Here is an 18,598-nt window from a genome sequence, read left to right as displayed (position 1 = left end):
GCTAGCGGCCCGGCTCGTCCCACGACGCGGAGGCGCGCAGGAGCCGATCGAGATCGCGCTTGGCCCGGCTGGCGCCGGCCGCATCCATGCGGGCGGGAAAACGCATCATCCAATTGCCGATGGGATCGACCACATACAGGTGCTCCGCCAGCGCGTGGCCGGAGGCTGGCGCCAGCCACTGCGCCAATTGAGCCGCCGGCACGCGCAGCACCGTCGCGCCATGCAAGCCGTTGTTCAGGCGCTCGGGGACGGGCGCGGCGTCGCTCACGAGCCAGACGCGGTCGAGCCGATCCTTTTCGCGGCCCAGGCTTTCCCGCAACTGGCGCTGCAGATAGAGCTGCCGCTCGCACAGCGCATCGCAGCCCGCATCGGCCACCGCGACCAGCAGCCACTGCCCCTTGAGCGTCGACAGGCGCACGGGCGCACCATCGCGCGTGGTCGCGACCAGGTCGGGCAGGCTGCGCTGCGGATCGACGAGTTCGCCGTAGACGCGCCGGCCCTCGGGCCGGATCACGTAGTAGGTGAAGTACGAAGCGATCACCGGCGCCGCGCAGCACAGCATGACCAGGATCATCTTCCAGCGGCCGATCACGGTCCGACGCCCTTCCGCGCCGTCCAGGGCCTGGCGCGGCGACGGCATCGAGTGCACGGTCAGGCCGAGCGGCTCGTCAGCTGCGGCGGAGACGGCGCGCGCGGCGGTAGGGGGCGATGAATTGAAACCAGACATAGAGGAATACCACGAGGGTCGCGAGCCCGAACCACTGGAACGCATAGCCGTAGTGCTTTTCGACACCCAGCGCGGGAGCCGGCCAGTCGCGCTGCAAGCCCTCGGAAGCCGGCCCGGCCTGCTGCAGCGAGACATCGGTCCGCAGGGGCAAACCGGTTTCGGCGCGGAACGCTTCGAGATCGAGATTCTGCCGGATGGGCGAAGACCCCGCGCCGGGCTGCGCCGGCGCCCCCGGTGCGGCCTTGCCCAGTTCAAGCAGGTGCGAGGGGGGTGGCTCGATCCTGCCGGTCACCTCGACCAGGCCGGCTGGCGTGTCGACCGGCGCGAGTTGCGCCCGGTCATTGAAATTGCGCTGCACCCAGCCGCGCTGCACCAGCACGGTCTGCTCGCTGCCCTCGACGGCAAAGGGCGTGAGCACGTAGAAGCCGGGCACGCCATGCATCTGGCGGTTGTCCAGGTAGACCGTGTGCGGCGCCAGCCAGAGCCCGCGCAGGTGCACCGGCCGGTGCAAGGCCGACGTGGCCTTGTCGAGCGCGAGGAAGGCCTGCTGATCGATCGGCGGAAGATTCTTCTGCGCATCGATTTCCGCCTGCAGCGCCTCTTTTTGCGCGGCGCGGGAGAGCTGCCAGCGACCCAGCGAAACGGTCGCGGCGAGGGTGAGCACGGCAGCCACCGTGAGCAGCCAGAAACGCCCTCTGCGCGAGTTGTGCGCAGGGGGCCGAAAGTCATCGTTCAAGTCAGGGGACGGGTCGGGCCGCCGATAATGGGGGTCATGAAATACCTTGTCGCCCTCGCCTTCGTCGGCATCCTGGCGAGCCTCGGATTCGCGCTGTTCTTCATGCTGCGGGACGGCCGCGAGGGGCGCGCCAAGAGCGGCGGCATGGTGCGCGCGCTCACCGTTCGGATCGGCCTCTCGGTGGTTTTGTTCCTCTGCCTGCTGGCGGCCTGGAAGCTCGGCTACATCCAGCCGGGGGGATTGCCGCTCGGCAAGTAGGTTGTGCTCGTTCCACAAGCACCATGAAAAAAGCGCCTTTCGGCGCTTTTTTGTTGTGCCGTCGGGGATGCTCAAAGCCAGTAGACCAGGAAGTACAAGCCGAGCCACACCACGTCGACGAAATGCCAGTACCAGGCGGCGCCTTCGAAACCGAAGTGGCGCTCCGGCGTGAAATGGCCGCTACGCAGCCGCAGGGTGATGAACAGCAGCATCAGCATGCCGATGAACACGTGCAGGCCGTGGAAGCCGGTCAGCATGAAGAAGGTGGAACCGTAGGCACCCGAGCTGAGCTTGAGGTTCAGGTCGGTGTACAGGTGGTGGTACTCGTAACCCTGCACGCCGAGGAAGGTCGCGCCGAGCACCACGGTGAGCCACATGAAGCGCACGGCCTGGGCGCGGTGGTTCGCACGCAGCGCGTGGTGGGCGATCGTGAGCGTAACGCCCGAGCTCAGCAGCAGCGCCGTGTTGATGGTCGGCAGCCAGAAGGGGCCGACCGTCTGGAACGGCTCGACGATGTCGGCCGGCGAACCCGTTGCACCGGCGGCCACGGTGGGCCACACGGCCTTGAAGTCGGGCCACAGCAGGGCGTTGTCGAGGCTGCCGAGCGAGGGCAGCGCATGCGTGCGGGCCCACCACAGCGCAGTGAAGAAGGCACCGAAGAACATCACTTCGGAGAAGATGAACCAGCTCATGCTCCAGCGGAACGAGAGGTCGACCTTGTGACCGTACTGGCCGCCTTCACTTTCGCTGATCGACCGGCGGAACCAGACGAACAGCGTGCCGAGCCACAGCAGCATGCCCGCGGCCAGCGACCATGCGCCCCACTGATGGCCGTTGATCCACTGGGCGGCACCGAAGATGACGAAGAGCAAGCCGGTCGCGGCCAGGACCGGGTAGGCCGATGGCGGGGGCACGAAGTAGTAGGGCGTGGTGCCGTGGGCGGTTGAACTCATATCAGGTCCTGGCTTTCTTCTCTCAATTCAAATCTGTGGGGCAGGCATCTTCTTGTCAGGGCGCGACGACGAACTTCACCAGGAGGATCAGCCCGACGACGAACACCACCACCGCGACAAAGCCGACGGCAATGATGTGCAGCGGCGTGAGCTTGGTGATGTCTTCCTCGTAGTCGCTGTTCTTGCGCACGCCGAAGAAGCCCCAGGCCACTGCCTTGACGGTGCGCCAAAGGGAGCCTTTGCGGGGCGTTTCGGTCGCGGTCATGAGCGTGGCTCCGCAACCGATGCCGCCGCATTGGCCGCCACAGGGGCGGCCGGCGTCTTGCCGCCGACCTCGAAGAAGGTGTACGACAGCGTGATCGTCTTGACGTCCTTGGAGATCCTCGGGTCGATCACGAAGGCGACCGGCCACTGCTTCTTCTCGCCCGCATCGAGCGTGTACTGGTTGAAGCAGAAGCACTCGAGCTTGTTGAAGTAGGGCGCGGCCTGCTGCGGCGCGTAGCTCGGGATGGCCTGAGCGGCCATGCGGCGGTTCTGCACGTTCTGGAACTCGTACATCACCGTGTTGAGCTGACCCGGATGCACCTGCATCGAGCTTTGCGCCGGCTTGAAATCCCAGAGGCCGCGCACGTTGGCGTCGAACTCGACCGTGATGGTGCGGCTGGTGTCGACCTGCGTGTTGTCGGGCAGCCGCGCGTTCTTGCCGCCGCTGGCGCCGCCCGGCACCGCGAGTTCGGACAGCGACAGGATGTTGATGCCGGTCATCTCGCAGATCGCGCGGTACATCGGCACCAGCGCATAGCCGAACGCGAACATGCCGGCCGCCACGACGGCCAGCTTGCCGACCATGCGGACGTTCTCGCGGCGGATGCGCTGGCCGATGCCCATCTTCAGTGTCCGATCCAGACCATGCGAACGATGAACCCGATGAAGAACAGCACCGCGATGGAGGCCAGCGTGAGCCCCATGCGTCGGTTGTTCCTCTTTTGTTCAGGCGTCATGACGCGATTCCTCTCAGCCGATCACCTTGGTGGCGGTGGGATCCAGCTTCGGCGGGTTCTCGAAGGTGTGGAAAGGTGCGGGCGAAGGCACCTCCCACTCGAGGCCTTCGGCGGCTTCCCAGGGCTTCTGCGACGCCTTCTCGCCCTTGCCCTGCATGGTGGGCAGCACGATGAAGAGGAAGAAGTAGACCTGTGCCAGGCCGAACGCGAAGGCACCCACGGAGGCCACCGCATTGAAGTCGGCGAACTGCATCGGGTAGTCGGCATAGCGACGCGGCATGCCGGCCAGACCCAGGAAATGCATCGGGAAGAAGGTGATGTTGAAGGAGATCAGCGACCACCAGAAGTGGACCTTGCCGCGCCACTCGTTGTACATGACGCCGGTCCACTTGGGCACCCAATAGTAGAAGCCGGAGAACATGCCGAAGAGCGAGCCGGCCACCAGCACGTAGTGGAAGTGCGCCACCACGTAGTAGGTGTCCTGCAGCTGGGTGTCGATGGGCGCGACCGCGAGGATCAGGCCCGTGAAGCCGCCCATGGTGAACACGAAGATGAAGCCCACGGCGAACAGCATCGGGGTCTCGAAGGTCATCGAGCCCTGCCACATCGTCGCGATCCAGTTGAAGATCTTCACTGCCGTCGGCACCGCGATCAGCATGGTCGCGTACATGAAGAACAGCTGGCCGGTGAGCGGCATGCCGGTCGTGAACATGTGGTGCGCCCAGACGATGAACGACAGGATCGCGATCGACGAAGTGGCGTAAACCATCGAGGCGTAGCCGAACAGGCGCTTGCGCGAGAAGGCCGGCACGACCTGGCTGATGATGCCGAAGGCCGGCAAGATCATGATGTAGACCTCGGGGTGGCCGAAGAACCAGAAGATGTGCTGGTACATCACCGGGTCGCCGCCGCCGGCGGGATTGAAGAAGCTGGTGCCGAAGTGGCGGTCGGTCAGCGTCATGGTGATGGCGCCGGCGAGCACGGGCATCACGGCGATCAGCAGGTAGGCGGTGATGAGCCAGGTCCAGCAGAACATCGGCATCTTCATCAGCGTCATGCCGGGGGCGCGCATGTTGAGGATGGTCACGATGATGTTGATCGAGCCCATGATCGAGCTGGCACCCATGATGTGCATCGCGAAGATGCCGGCGTCCATCGAGGCGCCCATCTGCAGCGTGAGCGGCGCGTAGAGCGTCCAGCCCGCGGCGGGCGCGCCGCCGGGCATGAAGAAGGAACCCACCAGCATGATGGCCGCCGGGATCAGCAGCCAGAAGCTGAAGTTGTTCATCCGCGCGAAGGCCATGTCGGAGGCGCCGATCTGCAGCGGCACCATCCAGTTCGCGAAGCCCACGAAGGCCGGCATGATCGCGCCGAACACCATGATCAGGCCGTGCATGGTGGTGAACTGGTTGAACAGCTCGGGGTTGACCACTTGCAGGCCGGGCTGGAACAGCTCGGCGCGGATCAGGAGCGCGAGCACGCCGCCCACCATCAGCATGGTGAAGGAGAACAGCAGGTACAGCGTACCGATGTCCTTGTGGTTGGTCGCGAACACCCAGCGGCGCCAGCCGACCGGCGCGCCATGGTGATCGTCGTGGGCATGGTCGCCGTGGGCGTGACCGTGGGGGTCGAGGACTGCGCTCATCTTGATATTCCTTGCAAACTCTTCGTCGTGGCGTCGCGGTGGCGGGGGCTTACTTGCCGCGCTGCGCGAGCACTTCGGCCGGCTGCACGATCTGACCGGTCTTGTTCGACCAGCTGTTCTTGGTGAAGCTCGCCACGGCCGCGAGGTCGGTGTCGCTCAGCTGCTTCCAGGAGGGCATGGCGCCGTTGTTCTGGCCTTTGAGCAGCACCTGGACCTGCTTGCTGTGATCGGTATCCAGCACGACCGCTGCGCCGTCGAGCGGCTTGATCGGGCCGGCGCCCTTGCCGTTGGCCTGGTGGCAGGCGGCGCAGTTGGCCGCATAGACCTTCTCGCCGCGGGCCAGGATTTCCGGCAGCGTCCAGACTTTGCTCGGGTCGTCCTGCTTGGCGGCCGCCTCCTTGCGCTTGGCATCCACCCAGGCGGTGTAGTCGCCAGCCGAGACCACCTTGACGTGGATCGGCATGTAGGCGTGTTCCTTGCCGCAGAGTTCCTGGCACTGGCCGTAGTAGTCGCCCACCTTCTCGGCGCGGAACCAGGTGTCGCGAACGAAGCCCGGAATCGCATCCTGCTTGAGGCCGAGCTGCGGCACGGCGAAGGCATGGATCACGTCGTTGGCGGTGGTGATGATGCGCACCTTGGTGTTGACCGGCACGACCATCGGGTTGTCGACCTTGAACAGGTAGTCGTCCGGCACGTCGCCCTTGGCGCCGGCATCGGACAGCGCGCGGTGCGAGCTGTCGAGCGTCGAGATGAAGGCCAGGCCTTCGCCTTCGCCCTTGATGTAGTCGTAGCCCCACTTCCACTGGTAGCCGGTGGTCTTGATGGTGAGGTCGGCGTTGGTGGTGTCCTTCTGGGCCACCAGCACCTTGGTGGCCGGCAGCGCCATCAGGATCACGATGATGAAGGGCACGATGGTCCAGATGACTTCGACTACCACCGATTCGTGGAAGTTGGCGGCCTTGTGGCCGACCGACTTGCGGTGCTTCCAGATCGAATAGAACATGACCGCGAACACGGCGATGAAGATCACGGTGCACAGGATCATCATCGCGTTGTGCAGGAAATGCTGCTCCGCGGCGATCTTGGTGACACCGGTCGGCAGATTCAACTGACGCACCGACGGGCCGCCGGCCAGGTCGTTGACCGCGTGCGCCGCGCCGCTGAATGCCGCGCCGGTCGCCAGCAGCAGATTCGCCGGCCAGTGCTTGTTGCGCCAAATGCTCTTCATCGTGTTCACTTCTTCATTTCCAGTTAACCCACCGGTCCCCACGGTGCCGCACTGCGCCGAGCCTCAGGCGCCGCGCAATGCCATGCGAATCTCGCGCGCCAGCGCCGCACGCAACTCCGGGCGCACGTAGCGCCCCACCCTGACCGAACGACCCTGACCCGAAACCTCGATCAGCGAGCGATCGCTGGCCTCCGGCTCGACCCGCACCTGGTGCGGCAAGAATTCCGTGCGCTCGTAGTGCCCGCCGTTTTCGAGCTCGACCACCAGCCGGCCGCCCTGCAGCGCGATCTTTTCGCCGTCGGTCGCATGCCGCGCATACAGCAGGAACGCGAAGCCCACGGCGGCCAGTTCGAGCCACGCGAACGGCAGCACGAGCGGCGCGCCATGCAGCCAGAAGACGGTTCCGATGCCGAGCGACACCACGCACAGCGACGCATAAAGCCAGCCGAGCTGGCTCGGCGTGACCGAGCAGTTGCGCTTCAGGAACCAGTGGATGCTCTGGCCTGAGACAGTGGCAAAACGAAACACGGAATTCGACACGGGCGAGTTCAGCAAATCGGTGCGTCGAAACGATGTCAAACCCATGTCCGACAGGCCTCGATCACGGGACAATACCCGGGAGTTCACGCAGCGCCGGATTGTAGCGGGTCGAGCAAGCGCGGCTCAGCCGCCCGGACGGCCGCGCTGGAGCATGGAGCGCATCTCGCGCAGCGAGACCGCGCTTTCGGCCGCCAGCGCCACCCGCGGCGCGGGTTTGAAGGCATGGCCGTAGATGATCTCGAAAGTCAGCGCGATCCGGCCGGCGCCTTCCGCGGAGAGCGCGAAATCGGGCAGCGCCCGGCACAGCGTCCGATGCCAGGCCTTGCCGCGCAGCCCGGGGAAACGCGCCGGATGAAGGTTGCGCCCGAGCGTGCGCAGCTCGGCGAGCGCCGCCTCGGCGGTGGGCCAGGTGAGCATGATGCGCTCCATGTCCATCACGGGCTCGGCGAAGCCGGCGCCCACGAGCATGTCGCCCCAGTCGTGCATGTCGGTGAACTCGTGGCTGGGCGGGGGCCAGCCGAAGCGCTCATGCAGCACGCGCAATTCGCGCAGGGTGTCTGGCCCGAAGCAGGAGAACATCAGGAAGCCGTCGGTCGCCACCAGGCGGTGCCAGCGCGCGATCAGGGCCTGCGGATCGGCCGCCATGTGCAGCGCCATGTTGGCCCACAGCAGGTCGACGCCCTCTTCGGGCGGCGGATCAAAGCTCGGCCGCGCGCCCTGCCAGCGCCGCGCGCTCCACCAGGGTGCCGCCAGCGCCTGGCCGGTGGCAGGTACGAGCGCCGCTTCCGGCTCGATCACGAAGGACTTGGCATCGCGATAGCGGCGCACGACCTGCGAGTGCACCTCCAGGCCGCCGTGCAACGGCGCCCAGTCGGCCCAGCTGCGCGGCCTTGCCTTGATCCATTGCAGCCGGTCTTCCATGCGGCGGCCGATTTCTTCGTGCAGCCACGGCGAACCCGAGGCCGGCGCGAGCCGGCTCCAGCGTGCGGCCGCCGTGGCGTCGATGGTCGGCGGGCGCTGCGCGGGGTCGGTGTCCATGGGGCGCTCAGTATATTGAGCCATGTTCAAGCCGTGGATCGAACGTCCTTTCTCCGCGTTGCTCGAGCGCCTGCCGAGCCAGTGCGCTGTGTGCCGCGCCTGGCCCTCGCGGCCGGTGTGCGACGGCTGCGTGACGCGCTTCGCTCCACCCGTTTCGCGCTGCGCCACCTGTGCGCTGCCGATGCCGGCCGGCGTCGCGCAGTGCGGCGACTGCGTCTTGCACCCGCCGCCGCTCGACGCCTGCCTGACGGCTTGCGCCTATCACTGGCCGTGGCCGGAATGCATCGCGCAGTTCAAGTTCCGCGGCGACGCAGGCTGGGCCGCACCGTTCTCGACGCTGCTGCGCAGCGCACCCTGGGTCGAGCCGGCGATCGAGCAGGCCGACCTGGTGCTCCCGATTCCGCTGGCGCCGGCACGGCTGCGCGAGCGCGGATTCACCAGGCGCACGAGCTGGCACGCCGGCTGGCGCCGCGCAAGGTCGACGCGACCTTGCTGCTGCGCACCCGGGAGACGACCGCGCAAAGCGGCCTGACGCGGGCGGAGCGGCTGCGCAACCTGCGCGGCGCTTTCGCGCTCGAACCGCTGCGCGCAGTGGCCGTGCAGGGGCGGCGCATCGTGCTGGTGGACGACGTGATGACGAGCGGCGCGTCGCTGTTCGCGGCCTCGGAGGTGCTGCGAACGGCGGGCGCCGCGCACATCACCGCCGTCGTATTGGCACGAACGGATCCCCCCGCAGGATAGGCCCCCACGCTCGGCACAGCGTGTCCTCGCTGCCCCCCCGAGGAGGCCGCAGGTCGTCTTGGGGCGGCCCGGCGTCGACCTGAGCACAATCGCCCCATGTTCCACATCGTCCTGGTCGAGCCCGAAATACCGCCCAACACCGGCAACGTGATCCGGCTCGCCGCCAATACCGGCTGCACCCTGCACCTGGTCGAGCCGCTCGGCTTCTCGATGGACGACCGGCTGCTGCGGCGCGCCGGGCTCGACTATCACGAATACGCCGAAGTCCGGCACCACGCGAGCTGGCAGATGCTGCTCGATGCCGAGCGGCCGGCGCCCGATCGCCTGTTCGCGCTCACGACGCGGGCCACGCGCGCGGTCCACGACGTCGCCTTCCGCCCCGGCGACTGGCTGGTTTTCGGATCGGAGACGCGCGGCCTGGCGCCCGAACTGCGCGAAAGCTTTGCGCCGCCGCAGCTCCTGCGCCTGCCGATGCGCGAGGGCCAGCGCAGCCTGAACCTGTCGAACGCGGTGGCGGTGACGGTCTTCGAGGCTTGGCGGCAGAACGGATTTGCCTGAGCGGTGCGGCCGGCTTCTACTCAGGCCGGCAGACACCGGGCCGAAAGCGGCTCGCCCAGAAAGTCGAGGAAGGCCCGGGTGCGCGCCGGCATCAACTTGCGGCTGGGCAGCGCCGCGCAGATCGTGAAGCGGCCGGCGGTCCACTCGGGCAGCACCGGCACCAGCGCGCCGCTGGCCAGCTGCGACGCCACCAGCACCTTCGCCAGCGCCGCAATGCCCGCGCCTGCCATCGCGGCCTGACAGAGCAGTTCGAGGCTGGCCGATTGCAGCGCGACGGGCATGTCGACTTCGACCGGCACTGCCGATCCCTCGCGCGCCTGCAGACGAAGCCGCGCCCCCGGAAAGCGAAGGTAGGCATGGCCCTCCAGGTCTTCCGGCCGCGCCGGCGTCCCTGCGCGCTGCAAGTAGGCGGGCGCCGCGCACAGGATCATGTCGGTGCGGGCCAGCGGCCTCACGACCAGATTCGGATCGGCACCATCCTCCAGCAACAGCAGGCTCAGGTCGGCGGATTCGACCCGTTGTCGCGGAAAAGGGTCGACGGCGATGTCCAGCGTCAGCTTCGGATGCAGCGCACGCCACGAGGCAATGCGCGGCGCCAGCAGATGGGTGGCGAGCGCCGGCGTCGAGAGGATGTGCAGCGTGCCCCGCAGCTCGCGCGTGCTGCCCGCCGCGGCGGCCTCGGCGTCGTCGATGCCGCGCAGGATCGTGCGCAAGCTTTCCAAATAGCCCGCGCCCGCCTCGGTGAGGTGGATGCTGCGTGTGCTGCGCTGCATCAGGCGCGCGCCCAGATGCGCCTCGAGATCGCCGATCAGCCGGGTGACCGCCGCCGGCGAGAGCTCCAATGCCCGCGCGGCCGCCGCAAAACCACCTTCGTCGATCACGCGCTGGAAAACGCGCATGGAAAGCAATCGGTCCATGCGAACCCTACGTGCCGGCCGGGCCGGCGGATTCGCTTCGCCGAGAAAAAGCCGCCGCTCAGCGGAAGCGGCGCACCACCGATTCGGCGACGCAGGCGGGCTTGGGCGCACCTTCGAGCTCGATCGTGGTCTCCCAGACCATCTGTAGACCATCATCCGGAATCGGCTCGGCACTCAGCAGCTTCATGCGCCCGCGCAGGCGCCCGCCGACGGGCACCGGCGTCATGAAGCGCACCCGGTTGAGCCCGTAGTTCACGCCCATGCGCGACTCGACCACCTCGAAGGCCGTTTCATAGAAACGCGGCAGCATCGACAGGGTCAGGAAGCCGTGCGCGATCGGCCCGCCGAAGGGGCCGGCCTTGGCCCGCTCGACATCCACATGGATCCACTGGTGGTCGCCGGTCGCCTCCGCGAACTGGTTGACCTGCTCCTGCGTGACGGTGATCCAGTCGCTCACGGCGACTTCCTGGCCAACGCAGGCGGCAAGATCCTGAAGGGTCTGGAACGTTTTTTTCATGCGCTTCACTCTATCCGGGCGGCGCCGCAACCGCTGTAGCTGGCGTGACAACGGCGCCCCATTCTGGAAACACCGCGGAACCGGCTTTGCCGGGCCGTTGGTGTTGCCCCCGGTGAGGGGGTTGGCGACCACACGAAGTGGGCAAGCCTGGGGGAGAGCTTATGAATCGAGCCACTGGCGGATCGGCCCCCACTGCTCGAGGTCGCGCTGCACGCGCCCCGGCGCGATGTCGAACAGCGTGAGCCCGCGCGCCGCCAGCTGCACGTAGTTCTGCGTGTCGCGCAGCTCGCCCAGCACCGGCACGCCGAGCCCGGCGACGAATTCGCGCAGGCGATCGGCCGCCAGCGTGCGCGCGTCGACGCGCATGCCGACGAGGCCGATCTTTGTCTTGTCGGCATGGCGGTGCGCCAGCAGCTTGTCGAGGAAGTCGCGCGTCGCGTAGATGTCGAAGATGCTCGGCTGCAGCGGCACCAGCACCTTGTCGGCCACCGCCACCACGTCCTTGAAGCGCGCACCGTGCAGACCGGCGGGCGTGTCGATCACGGCATGCGTGGTGCCGCGCGGGGGCCGTACCACGTTGCCGTCGTCCGACGCCTCCCAGGTCCTGATCTCGCGCGCCTGCGGCGTGCGCAGGCCGAGCCAGAGCCTGGACGACTGCTGGCGGTCGATGTCGCCCAGCATCACCGCATGGCCGCGGCTCGCGAAATAGCCCGCAATATTGGTTGCGAGCGTGGATTTGCCGACCCCGCCCTTGGGATTGGCGACCAGGACCACCGGCATGACAGGCTCCTTGGATGCGAAAGACAGGCGCCATGGTAGCCGCGCGCGGAGTGCGCTATGTTCGGCGCCTATGATGACAACAACAGGCCCGGGAAGCCCCCCACCCAGCATCTATCTGCTCGCCGCCCATCCGCACTGGCGCGATTCGCGCGCTAACCTCGCCTTGCTCAAGGCGGCCCGCGAGGTGCCCGGCGTCGACGCCAACGACCTCTATGCCAGCTATCCCGACTACGCGATCGACGTCGAGGCCGAGCAGGCCCGCCTGGCCCGCGCCGACCTGCTGGTGCTGCTGCATCCGATCCAGTGGTACTCGATGCCGCCGCTGCAGAAGCTCTGGTTCGACGAGGTGCTGAGCTACGGCTGGGCCTACGGCGGCGGCGGGTCGGCGCTGGAAGGCAAGGACTGCTGGCTGGTCGCGACCACCGGCGGGCCGGAGCACAGCTACCACCCGCAGAGCTACAACCGCTACTTCTTCGACGCCTTCCTGCCGCCCTACGAGCAGACCGCCGCGCTGTGCGGCATGCGATTCCTGCCGCCGTTGCTGTTCCACGGCGCGCGCAGGGCCACCCAGGAAGAGCTGCTGGCGCACGTCGAAGTCTTTACGGAGCGACTCTCGTCCTATCCGAACTGGCCCGAGCTGGAAGACATGGAGGGATGCCCCAGCTGCGTGGTGCCTGCCACCGACAGGCCGCACGAACACGAAGAGGCCTGAGCATGGAACATGCACCGGCCTGGCTCGTCAATTCCCTGATCTATCTGGGCGCCGCGGTACTCGTGGTGCCGCTGTCGAAAGCGCTCGGCCTCGGCGCGATCATCGGCTACCTGGCGGCCGGCATCTTCATCGGCCCCTGGGGGCTGGGCCTGGTCAGCAACGTGGTGGACATCCTGCACTTCGCCGAGTTCGGCGTGGTGCTGATGCTGTTCCTGGTCGGTCTGGAACTGGAGCCCAAGCGTCTGTGGAGCCTGCGCCGGCCGATCTTCGGCTGGGGCTCGGCCCAGGTGCTGGCCTGCGCTGTCGTGCTGTTCCTGGTTGGCTGGGCGGCCGGCGCGAGCTGGCGCGTGGCGCTGGTCGCGGCGCTAGGGCTCGCGCTGTCCTCGACCGCGATCGCGCTCCAGGTGCTGGGCGAGCGCAACCTGCTGCCGACCGCGAGCGGGCAGGCCGGCTTCTCGATCCTGCTGTTCCAGGACGTGGCCGCGATCCCGATCCTCGCGCTGCTCCCCCTGCTGGCGGTCGGCTCCGACACCGGCCCGGCCATCACCGACGCCGACCGTGCGCTCGAGGGCCTGAAGATCGTCGCGGTCGTCGGGGGCATCGTGCTCGGCGGCAGGCTCGCGGTGCGGCCGATCCTGCGCTGGATCGCGCGCAGCAACACGCCCGAGATCTTCACCGCCGCCTCGCTGCTGCTGGTGGTGGCGATCGCGGCGCTGATGCAGTTCGTCGGCCTGTCGATGGCCCTGGGCGCCTTCCTCGCCGGCGTGCTGCTGGCGGAAAGCGAATACCGGCGCGAGCTCGAGACCGACATCGAACCCTTCAAGGGCCTCCTGCTCGGCCTGTTCTTCATCGCGGTCGGCATGAGCATCGACTTCGGCGTGCTGATCGCCCAGCCGGGGCTGATGGCGCTGGTGGTGGCCGGCTTCATGCTGTTCAAGTTCGTCGTGATCTACACGCTGGCCAAGCTGATGGGCGTGCCCTACCAGGAACGACCGGTGTTCACGCTGCTGCTCGCGCAGGGCGGCGAGTTCGCCTTCGTCGTGTTCCAGGCGGCCGGGCCCAACGTGCTGCCGCCGGGCGTCGCCTCCTTCCTGATCGGCGCGGTCGCGCTCTCGATGCTGATCTCGCCGCTCCTGCTGGTGGCGCTCGACAAGTGGGTGCTGCCGCGCTACAGCGCGCAAGGCCCGGTTTCGATGGACGAAATCTCCGAGCAGCAGGACGCCAAGGTGCTGATCTGCGGCTTCGGCCGCTATGGCCAGATTCTCGGGCGCATGCTGAGCGCGCAAGGCCTGACGCTCACCGTGCTCGACCACGACCCCGACACCATCGAGAGCCTGCGCGAGCTCGGCTTCCGCGTCTTCTACGGCGATGCGACCCGGCTCGACCTGCTGCGCACCGCCGGCGCCGGCACCGCCCGCGTGCTGGTGGTGGCGGTCGACGACATCGAGCAGTCGCTGACCATCGTCGACCTCGCGCGCGAGCATTTCCCGAACGCGCGCATCGTGGCGCGGGCACGCAACGTCGGCCACCTGTTCCAGCTGCTCGACCGCGGCGTGGAGTCGATCGAGCGCGAGCTGTTCGAGTCTTCGCTGCGCAGCGCGCGCTCGGTGCTCGAAGGGCTGGGCTGGCCGGCGCACGAGGCGCGCGAGGCCGCGATGCGCTTTCGCCGCCGCAACATCCAGCTGATGTACGAGATCTACCCGCACTACAAGGACCGCGCCAAGCTGATCGCGGTCTCCAAGGAGGGCCGCCAGCAGTTCCAGGAGCAGCTGGCACGCGAGCGCGAGGAGCGCAAGAAGCGTTCGGGCCGCGACTGGGACCTGGCCGCTGAAGAGGAAGAACAGGTCCCTTGAGACCTGCTACTGGTCGAGCTTCAGCAGCCGCACCGCGTTGCCCTTGAGGATGCCGGGCATCACTTCGGGCTTGAAGCCGGCCTCCTCGAAATCCTTCATCCAGCGATCCGGCGTGATCAGCGGATAGTCGCTGCCGAACAGGATGCGGTCCTTCAGCAGCGTGTTGGCGTACTGCACCAGCTGCTTCGGAAAGTACTTGGGGCTCCAGCCCGAGAGATCGATCCAGACGTTGGGCTTGTGTGTCGCCACGCTGAGCGCCTCGTCCTGCCAGGGGAAGCTGGGGTGGGCCATCACGATCTGCATGTCGGGGAAGTCGATCGCGACGTCGTCCAGGTGCATCGGGTTGCTGTATTCCAGGCGCAGCCCGCCGCCGCAGCGCATGCCCGAGCCGATGCCGCTGTGGCCGGTGTGGAACACGGCCGGCAGGCCGTACTCGTTGATCACCTCGTAGATCGGCCAGGCCATCTTGTCGTAGGGGTGGTAGCCCTGCACCGTCGGATGGAACTTGAAGCCCTTGACGCCGTGCTCCTCGACCAGCCGCCGCGCCTCGCGCGCGCCCATCTTTCCCTTGTGCGGATCGATGCTGGCGAAGGCGATCATGATGTCGCTGTTCTTCTGCGCCGCCTCGGCGATCTCCTCGTTCGGGATGCGGCGCCGGCCCAGGTTCGACTCCGCGTCGACCATGAACATCACCAAACCGATCTTTCTTTCACGGTAGTAGTCGATGCTTTCCTGGATGGTCGGGCGCCGGCTCGACCGGAAGTACTTGTCGGCCGCGCGGTCGTATTCCTCGCCGTAATTGTCGAAGGGGTTCCAGCAGCTCACTTCGGCATGCGTGTGGGTGTCGATGGCGATCAGGTTCTGATGGTCCATGGTCTTGTCTCCGATGCGGGTAAATACCAGTGCCCAAAGGCGAAGTGCAGCTTGAATTAGTTATTTTCCATAACCATAATCGATCATGCTCCGGAGCGCAACCATGACCTATCCTGCCGACCTTCAACTCGAAATCCGCGACGACATCGCGATCATCCGCCTGACACGCGCAACCAAGCGCAATGCGCTCTCCGACGCACTGATCCTCGCGCTGCGCGACACCTTCCAGAACCTGCCTTCCACCGTGCGCGCCGCGGTGATCGACGGCGACGGCCCGCACTTCTGTGCCGGCCTCGACCTCGCCGAGCTGAAGGAGCGCGACGCCGGCCAGGGCCTGCACCATTCGCGGCTGTGGCACGCGGCGCTCGACCTCGTGCAGTACGGCCCGGTGCCGGTGATCGCGGCGCTGCACGGCGCGGTGGTCGGCGGCGGGCTCGAGCTCGCGAGCGCCTGCCACATCCGCGTGGCCGACACCACCACCTTCTATGCGCTGCCCGAAGGCTCGCGCGGCATCTTCGTCGGCGGCGGCGGCTCGGTGCGGATCCCGAAGCTGATCGGCGCCGCCCGCATGACCGACATGATGATGACCGGCCGCGTCTACAACGCCGAGGACGGCGAGCGCGCCGGCTTCGCGCAGTACCTGGTCGCCGAAGGCCGGGCCCTGGAAAAAGCGATCGAGCTGGCGACGCGCGTCGCCACCAATGCGCCGCTGACCAACTATGCGCTGATGCACGCGCTCCCGCGCATCGCCGAGCAGCCGGCCGACCACGGCTTCTTCACCGAAGCGCTGATGGCCGGCATCGCCCAGAGCGCGCCCGAGGCCAAGGAACGCGTGCGCGACTTCCTCGAAGGCCGTGCGAACAAGGTGAGCAAGGAATGAGCGCTGTCCGCTACCGCCCGCTTGCCTTCGGCGTGACGCGCGCCGTGGTGCGCGAGGGCGCGCCGGGCACCCGCTACCTGCAGGCCGAGACGCCGCTGGCGCCCTACTGCGAGCGCATGACCGACCGCCTGCTGCACTGGGCCGAGGCGGCACCGGAACGCACCTTCATCGCGCGCCGCGAACGCCTGCCCGACGGTAGCACCGGCGACTGGATCCGCGTGAGCTACGCCGAGGCACTCCGGAAGGCACGCAGCATCGCGCAAGCCCTGCTCGACCGCGGCCTCGGCCCCGAGCGCCCGGTCGCGATCCTGAGCGAGAACGGCATCGAGCACGCGCTGATGGCGCTCGGCTGCCTTCATGCCGGCGTGCCGCACTGCTCGGTGTCGCCGCCCTATTCGCTCGTGAGCCAGGACTTCGAGAAGCTGCGCCACGTGCTGGGCACGCTGACGCCCGGCCTGGTGTTCGCGGCCGACGCCGCGCGCTTCGGCAAGGCGATCGCTGCCGCGGTGCCGGCCGATGTCGAGGTCGTGCTCGTCGAGGGCACGCTGGAGGGGCGCAAGACCACCTCCTTCGAACAGCTGGCCGCGACGTCCGCGACGCCCGCCGTCGATGCCGCGCTGCGGGCCACCGGCCCCGACACCATCACCAAGTTCCTCTTCACCTCGGGCTCGACCAAGCTGCCCAAGGCCGTGATCAACACGCACCGCATGTGGTGCGCCAACCAGCAGCAGCTGCGGCAGTCGATCCCCGCGCTCGGCGAAGAGCCGCCCGTGCTCATCGACTGGCTGCCCTGGAACCACACCTTCGGCGGCAACCACAACGTCGGCATCGTGCTCGACAACGGCGGCTCGCTCTACATCGACGACGGCAAGCCCACGCCCGCCGGCATGGCCGAGACCCTGCGCAACCTGCGCGAGATCGCGCCCACCATCTACTTCAACGTGCCGACCGGCTTCGAGGCCATCGCGCAGGCGATGGAGACCGACGCGGTGCTGCGCCGCAACCTGCTGTCGCGCGTGAAGATGTTCTTCTACTCGGGCGCCGCGCTCTCGCAGCCCATCTGGGACAGCCTGCACAAGACGCAGGAGGCCGAGGTCGGCGAACGCATCGTGATGGGCACCGGCCTGGGCATGACCGAATCCGGCCCCTTCGCGCTCTATGTCACCGGCCCCGAGGTGAAGTCGGGCGACCTGGGCCTGCCGGCGCCGGGCATCGAGATCAAGCTGATCGAGGTCGACGGCAAGACCGAGGTCCGCTACCGCGGCCCCAACATCACGCCGGGCTACTGGCGTTCGCCCGCGGCCACGACCGAGGCCTTCGACGAAGAGGGCTTCTTCTGCACCGGCGACGCGGTGAAGTGGATCGACGACAACAACATCCACCGCGGCCTGCGCTTCGACGGCCGCATCGCGGAGGACTTCAAGCTCGCGACCGGCACCTTCGTGAGCGTCGGCCCGCTGCGCGCGAAAATCATCGCGGCCGGCGCGCCGTACGTGCAGGATGCGGTGCTGACCGGACTCAACCTCAAGGAGGTTGGCGCCTTGATCTTCTCGACGCCGAAGGTGCGCCAGCTCGCCGGCCTCGGCCCCGATGCGCCGATGCGCGAGGTGGTCCAGAGCGCGTCGGTGCAGGCGCATTTCCAGCGCGTCGTCGATGAGCTCGCGAAAAGCGCCACCGGCAGCGCCAACCGCATCGCGCGCCTCGCCCTGGTTTTCGAGCCGCCCTCGATCGACAAGGGCGAGGTCACCGACAAGGGTTCGATCAACCAGCGCTCCGTGCTCAAGCACCGCGCCGACACGGTGGATGCGCTGCACGCCGGCACCTTGCCCTTCACGTTGAAACCCCAAGGAGACAAAGCATGAACATCCAAGGACAAGCCGCGCTCGTTACCGGCGGCGCATCGGGCCTGGGCGAGGCCACCGCGCGCGAACTCGCGCGCCTGGGCGCAAGGGTCGCCGTGCTGGACGTCAACACCGCGCTGGCCGAAAAGGTCGCGGCCGAGATCGGCGGCATCGCCTGCGCCTGCGACATCACCAACACCGACAGCGTCAACGCCGCACTCGACAAGGCCGCGGCCGCGCACGGCCCCGCGCGCATCCTCATGAACGTGGCCGGCATCGGCAGCGCCAAGCGCATCGTCGGCAAGGACGGCAACGCGGCGCCGCTCGAAGACTTCGTGCGCGTGGTCAACGTCAACCTGGTCGGCACCTACAACATCAGCCGCCTCTATGCGGCGCAGTGCGCAAAGCTCGATCCGCTCGAAGGCGGCGAACGCGGCGTGATGCTCTTCACCGCCTCGGTCGCGGCCTTCGACGGCCAGGTCGGCCAGCAGGCCTACAGCGCCTCGAAGAGTGGCCTGGTGGGCATGACGCTGCCGATGGCGCGCGACCTCGCGCAGCACGGCATCCGCGTGTGCACCATCGCGCCGGGCCTGTTCGCGACGCCGCTGTTGAAGGAACTGCCCGAAGCGATCCAGCAATCGCTGGCCGCATCGATCCCCTTCCCGCCGCGCCTGGGCAAGCCCTCGGAGTTCGCCGAGCTGGCCTGCCATATCGTCGCCAACGGCCACCTCAACGGCGAAGTCATTCGCCTGGACGGCGCGCTGCGCATGGCGCCGCGCTGAATTTCGCGAAGACAAGGA

General features: G+C 67.6%; 21 protein-coding genes and 1 pseudogene. 8 read left to right on the top strand and 14 right to left on the bottom strand.

Going from position 1 to position 18,598, the window contains the following annotated elements:
* Position 1: 1 nt before the first annotated feature.
* Both ACSQ86_RS05880 and ACSQ86_RS05875 read right to left on the bottom strand, forming a co-directional pair.
* Entirely contained in the window at positions 2-727 is a 726-nt protein-coding gene (locus ACSQ86_RS05880) for an SCO family protein (protein ID WP_436302975.1), read from the bottom strand.
* Entirely contained in the window at positions 669-1,400 is a 732-nt protein-coding gene (locus ACSQ86_RS05875) for an SURF1 family protein (protein ID WP_436308612.1), read from the bottom strand. The genes ACSQ86_RS05880 and ACSQ86_RS05875 overlap by 59 nt, the downstream gene beginning before the upstream one ends.
* 90 nt (positions 1,401-1,490) lie before the next feature.
* On the opposite strand from ACSQ86_RS05875, the gene ACSQ86_RS05870 reads away from it, so the two are divergent.
* Positions 1,491-1,721 (top strand): twin transmembrane helix small protein, encoded by a 231-nt coding sequence (locus tag ACSQ86_RS05870; RefSeq protein ID WP_093109057.1) that lies wholly within the window; start codon positions 1,491-1,493, stop codon positions 1,719-1,721.
* Positions 1,722-1,792: 71 nt separating this feature from the next.
* On the opposite strand, the gene ACSQ86_RS05865 is transcribed toward ACSQ86_RS05870, so the two are convergent.
* From ACSQ86_RS05865 to ACSQ86_RS05830, 8 genes are all read right to left on the bottom strand, one after another.
* A complete protein-coding gene (locus tag ACSQ86_RS05865) occupies positions 1,793-2,674 on the bottom strand; it encodes a cytochrome c oxidase subunit 3 (RefSeq protein ID WP_093109058.1) in 882 nt (293 codons plus the stop codon).
* A gap of 55 nt (positions 2,675-2,729) precedes the next feature.
* A complete protein-coding gene (locus ACSQ86_RS05860) occupies positions 2,730-2,939 on the bottom strand; it encodes a DUF2970 domain-containing protein (RefSeq protein ID WP_436308611.1) in 210 nt (69 codons plus the stop codon).
* A complete protein-coding gene (locus ACSQ86_RS05855) occupies positions 2,936-3,562 on the bottom strand; it encodes a cytochrome c oxidase assembly protein (RefSeq protein WP_436302973.1) in 627 nt (208 codons plus the stop codon). Before ACSQ86_RS05855 ends, ACSQ86_RS05860 begins: the two co-directional genes overlap by 4 nt.
* A 2-nt stretch (positions 3,563-3,564) precedes the next feature.
* On the bottom strand, positions 3,565-3,675 hold the full coding sequence (locus tag ACSQ86_RS05850) for a cytochrome oxidase small assembly protein (protein ID WP_212733682.1): 111 nt from the start codon (positions 3,673-3,675) through the stop codon (positions 3,565-3,567).
* A 13-nt stretch (positions 3,676-3,688) separates the two neighbouring features.
* Positions 3,689-5,320, bottom strand: coding sequence for a cytochrome c oxidase subunit I (gene ctaD, locus ACSQ86_RS05845; RefSeq protein ID WP_436302972.1), 1,632 nt, complete (start codon positions 5,318-5,320; stop codon positions 3,689-3,691).
* Between the two features lie 49 nt (positions 5,321-5,369).
* Positions 5,370-6,548, bottom strand: a complete 1,179-nt coding sequence (gene coxB, locus ACSQ86_RS05840) for a cytochrome c oxidase subunit II (RefSeq protein ID WP_436293930.1) — start codon at positions 6,546-6,548, stop codon at positions 5,370-5,372.
* A 63-nt stretch (positions 6,549-6,611) separates the two neighbouring features.
* Positions 6,612-7,088, bottom strand: a complete 477-nt coding sequence (locus ACSQ86_RS05835) for a DUF2244 domain-containing protein (RefSeq protein ID WP_214698851.1) — start codon at positions 7,086-7,088, stop codon at positions 6,612-6,614.
* A 123-nt stretch (positions 7,089-7,211) separates the two neighbouring features.
* Complete coding sequence (locus tag ACSQ86_RS05830) at positions 7,212-8,126, bottom strand: biotin synthase (RefSeq protein WP_093109063.1); 915 nt, start codon at positions 8,124-8,126, stop codon at positions 7,212-7,214.
* Between the two features lie 22 nt (positions 8,127-8,148).
* Here ACSQ86_RS05830 and ACSQ86_RS05825 point away from each other — a divergent pair.
* Both ACSQ86_RS05825 and ACSQ86_RS05820 read left to right on the top strand, forming a co-directional pair.
* Positions 8,149-8,867, top strand: a pseudogene (locus ACSQ86_RS05825) (ComF family protein).
* 96 nt (positions 8,868-8,963) lie between these two features.
* Positions 8,964-9,425, top strand: a complete 462-nt coding sequence (locus ACSQ86_RS05820) for a tRNA (cytidine(34)-2'-O)-methyltransferase (RefSeq protein WP_436308610.1) — start codon at positions 8,964-8,966, stop codon at positions 9,423-9,425.
* Positions 9,426-9,445: 20 nt separating this feature from the next.
* Here ACSQ86_RS05820 and ACSQ86_RS05815 read toward each other — a convergent pair whose 3' ends face one another.
* The 3 genes from ACSQ86_RS05815 to ACSQ86_RS05805 form a co-directional block, all read right to left on the bottom strand.
* The gene (locus ACSQ86_RS05815; protein WP_436308609.1) at positions 9,446-10,324 is read right to left on the bottom strand and encodes a LysR family transcriptional regulator; all 879 of its coding nucleotides are present in this window, start codon (positions 10,322-10,324) and stop codon (positions 9,446-9,448) included.
* Positions 10,325-10,400: 76 nt separating this feature from the next.
* Complete coding sequence (locus ACSQ86_RS05810; RefSeq protein ID WP_170855672.1) at positions 10,401-10,859, bottom strand: MaoC family dehydratase; 459 nt, start codon at positions 10,857-10,859, stop codon at positions 10,401-10,403.
* 159 nt (positions 10,860-11,018) lie between these two features.
* Positions 11,019-11,639 (bottom strand): ParA family protein, encoded by a 621-nt coding sequence (locus ACSQ86_RS05805; protein ID WP_436302968.1) that lies wholly within the window; start codon positions 11,637-11,639, stop codon positions 11,019-11,021.
* 70 nt (positions 11,640-11,709) lie between these two features.
* Here ACSQ86_RS05805 and ACSQ86_RS05800 point away from each other — a divergent pair, with 70 nt between their 5' ends.
* Both ACSQ86_RS05800 and kefC read left to right on the top strand, forming a co-directional pair.
* Complete coding sequence (locus ACSQ86_RS05800) at positions 11,710-12,351, top strand: NAD(P)H-dependent oxidoreductase (protein ID WP_436302967.1); 642 nt, start codon at positions 11,710-11,712, stop codon at positions 12,349-12,351.
* 2 nt (positions 12,352-12,353) lie between these two features.
* Positions 12,354-14,204: a glutathione-regulated potassium-efflux system protein KefC gene (gene kefC / locus ACSQ86_RS05795; protein ID WP_436308608.1), complete on the top strand. Its 1,851-nt coding sequence runs from the start codon at positions 12,354-12,356 to the stop codon at positions 14,202-14,204.
* 6 nt (positions 14,205-14,210) lie between these two features.
* Here kefC and ACSQ86_RS05790 read toward each other — a convergent pair whose 3' ends face one another.
* Entirely contained in the window at positions 14,211-15,077 is an 867-nt protein-coding gene (locus tag ACSQ86_RS05790) for an amidohydrolase family protein (protein WP_436293935.1), read from the bottom strand.
* 103 nt (positions 15,078-15,180) lie between these two features.
* Between ACSQ86_RS05790 and ACSQ86_RS05785 the strand changes: the two genes are divergently transcribed.
* The 3 genes from ACSQ86_RS05785 to ACSQ86_RS05775 are packed head-to-tail and all read left to right on the top strand — an operon-like array spanning position 15,181 to position 18,580.
* Positions 15,181-15,957 carry a crotonase/enoyl-CoA hydratase family protein gene (locus ACSQ86_RS05785; RefSeq protein ID WP_093109071.1) on the top strand — a complete coding sequence of 259 codons (777 nt, stop codon included), beginning with the start codon at positions 15,181-15,183 and terminating at the stop codon, positions 15,955-15,957.
* Positions 15,954-17,819 carry a feruloyl-CoA synthase gene (locus ACSQ86_RS05780; protein ID WP_436308607.1) on the top strand — a complete coding sequence of 622 codons (1,866 nt, stop codon included), beginning with the start codon at positions 15,954-15,956 and terminating at the stop codon, positions 17,817-17,819. The genes ACSQ86_RS05785 and ACSQ86_RS05780 overlap by 4 nt, the downstream gene beginning before the upstream one ends.
* Positions 17,816-18,580 carry an SDR family NAD(P)-dependent oxidoreductase gene (locus tag ACSQ86_RS05775; protein WP_436302964.1) on the top strand — a complete coding sequence of 255 codons (765 nt, stop codon included), beginning with the start codon at positions 17,816-17,818 and terminating at the stop codon, positions 18,578-18,580. Before ACSQ86_RS05780 ends, ACSQ86_RS05775 begins: the two co-directional genes overlap by 4 nt.
* Positions 18,581-18,598 lie beyond the last annotated feature (18 nt).

Source organism: Variovorax sp. LjRoot130, from assembly GCF_964253755.1.
Lineage (GTDB): Bacteria > Pseudomonadota > Gammaproteobacteria > Burkholderiales > Burkholderiaceae_C > Variovorax.
The sequence above is the reverse complement of the archived record's forward strand: the minus strand, read 5'-3'. Positions and strand labels throughout refer to the sequence as shown.

What these genes read in the sequence shown, in the direction of transcription:
- ACSQ86_RS05880 (WP_436302975.1), bottom strand. Translation starts at nt 727, where the DNA reads ATGTCTGGTTTCAATTCATCGCCCCCTACCGCCGCGCGCGCCGTCTCC.
- ACSQ86_RS05870 (WP_093109057.1), top strand. Translation starts at nt 1,491, where the DNA reads ATGGGGGTCATGAAATACCTTGTCGCCCTCGCCTTCGTCGGCATCCTG.
- ACSQ86_RS05865 (WP_093109058.1), bottom strand. Translation starts at nt 2,674, where the DNA reads ATGAGTTCAACCGCCCACGGCACCACGCCCTACTACTTCGTGCCCCCG.
- ACSQ86_RS05860 (WP_436308611.1), bottom strand. Translation starts at nt 2,939, where the DNA reads ATGACCGCGACCGAAACGCCCCGCAAAGGCTCCCTTTGGCGCACCGTC.
- ACSQ86_RS05855 (WP_436302973.1), bottom strand. Translation starts at nt 3,562, where the DNA reads ATGGGCATCGGCCAGCGCATCCGCCGCGAGAACGTCCGCATGGTCGGC.
- ACSQ86_RS05850 (WP_212733682.1), bottom strand. Translation starts at nt 3,675, where the DNA reads ATGACGCCTGAACAAAAGAGGAACAACCGACGCATGGGGCTCACGCTG.
- ctaD (WP_436302972.1), bottom strand. Translation starts at nt 5,320, where the DNA reads ATGAGCGCAGTCCTCGACCCCCACGGTCACGCCCACGGCGACCATGCC.
- coxB (WP_436293930.1), bottom strand. Translation starts at nt 6,548, where the DNA reads ATGAAGAGCATTTGGCGCAACAAGCACTGGCCGGCGAATCTGCTGCTG.
- ACSQ86_RS05830 (WP_093109063.1), bottom strand. Translation starts at nt 8,126, where the DNA reads ATGGACACCGACCCCGCGCAGCGCCCGCCGACCATCGACGCCACGGCG.
- ACSQ86_RS05820 (WP_436308610.1), top strand. Translation starts at nt 8,964, where the DNA reads ATGTTCCACATCGTCCTGGTCGAGCCCGAAATACCGCCCAACACCGGC.
- ACSQ86_RS05815 (WP_436308609.1), bottom strand. Translation starts at nt 10,324, where the DNA reads ATGCGCGTTTTCCAGCGCGTGATCGACGAAGGTGGTTTTGCGGCGGCC.
- ACSQ86_RS05810 (WP_170855672.1), bottom strand. Translation starts at nt 10,859, where the DNA reads ATGAAAAAAACGTTCCAGACCCTTCAGGATCTTGCCGCCTGCGTTGGC.
- ACSQ86_RS05805 (WP_436302968.1), bottom strand. Translation starts at nt 11,639, where the DNA reads ATGCCGGTGGTCCTGGTCGCCAATCCCAAGGGCGGGGTCGGCAAATCC.
- ACSQ86_RS05800 (WP_436302967.1), top strand. Translation starts at nt 11,710, where the DNA reads ATGATGACAACAACAGGCCCGGGAAGCCCCCCACCCAGCATCTATCTG.
- kefC (WP_436308608.1), top strand. Translation starts at nt 12,354, where the DNA reads ATGGAACATGCACCGGCCTGGCTCGTCAATTCCCTGATCTATCTGGGC.
- ACSQ86_RS05790 (WP_436293935.1), bottom strand. Translation starts at nt 15,077, where the DNA reads ATGGACCATCAGAACCTGATCGCCATCGACACCCACACGCATGCCGAA.
- ACSQ86_RS05785 (WP_093109071.1), top strand. Translation starts at nt 15,181, where the DNA reads ATGACCTATCCTGCCGACCTTCAACTCGAAATCCGCGACGACATCGCG.
- ACSQ86_RS05780 (WP_436308607.1), top strand. Translation starts at nt 15,954, where the DNA reads ATGAGCGCTGTCCGCTACCGCCCGCTTGCCTTCGGCGTGACGCGCGCC.
- ACSQ86_RS05775 (WP_436302964.1), top strand. Translation starts at nt 17,816, where the DNA reads ATGAACATCCAAGGACAAGCCGCGCTCGTTACCGGCGGCGCATCGGGC.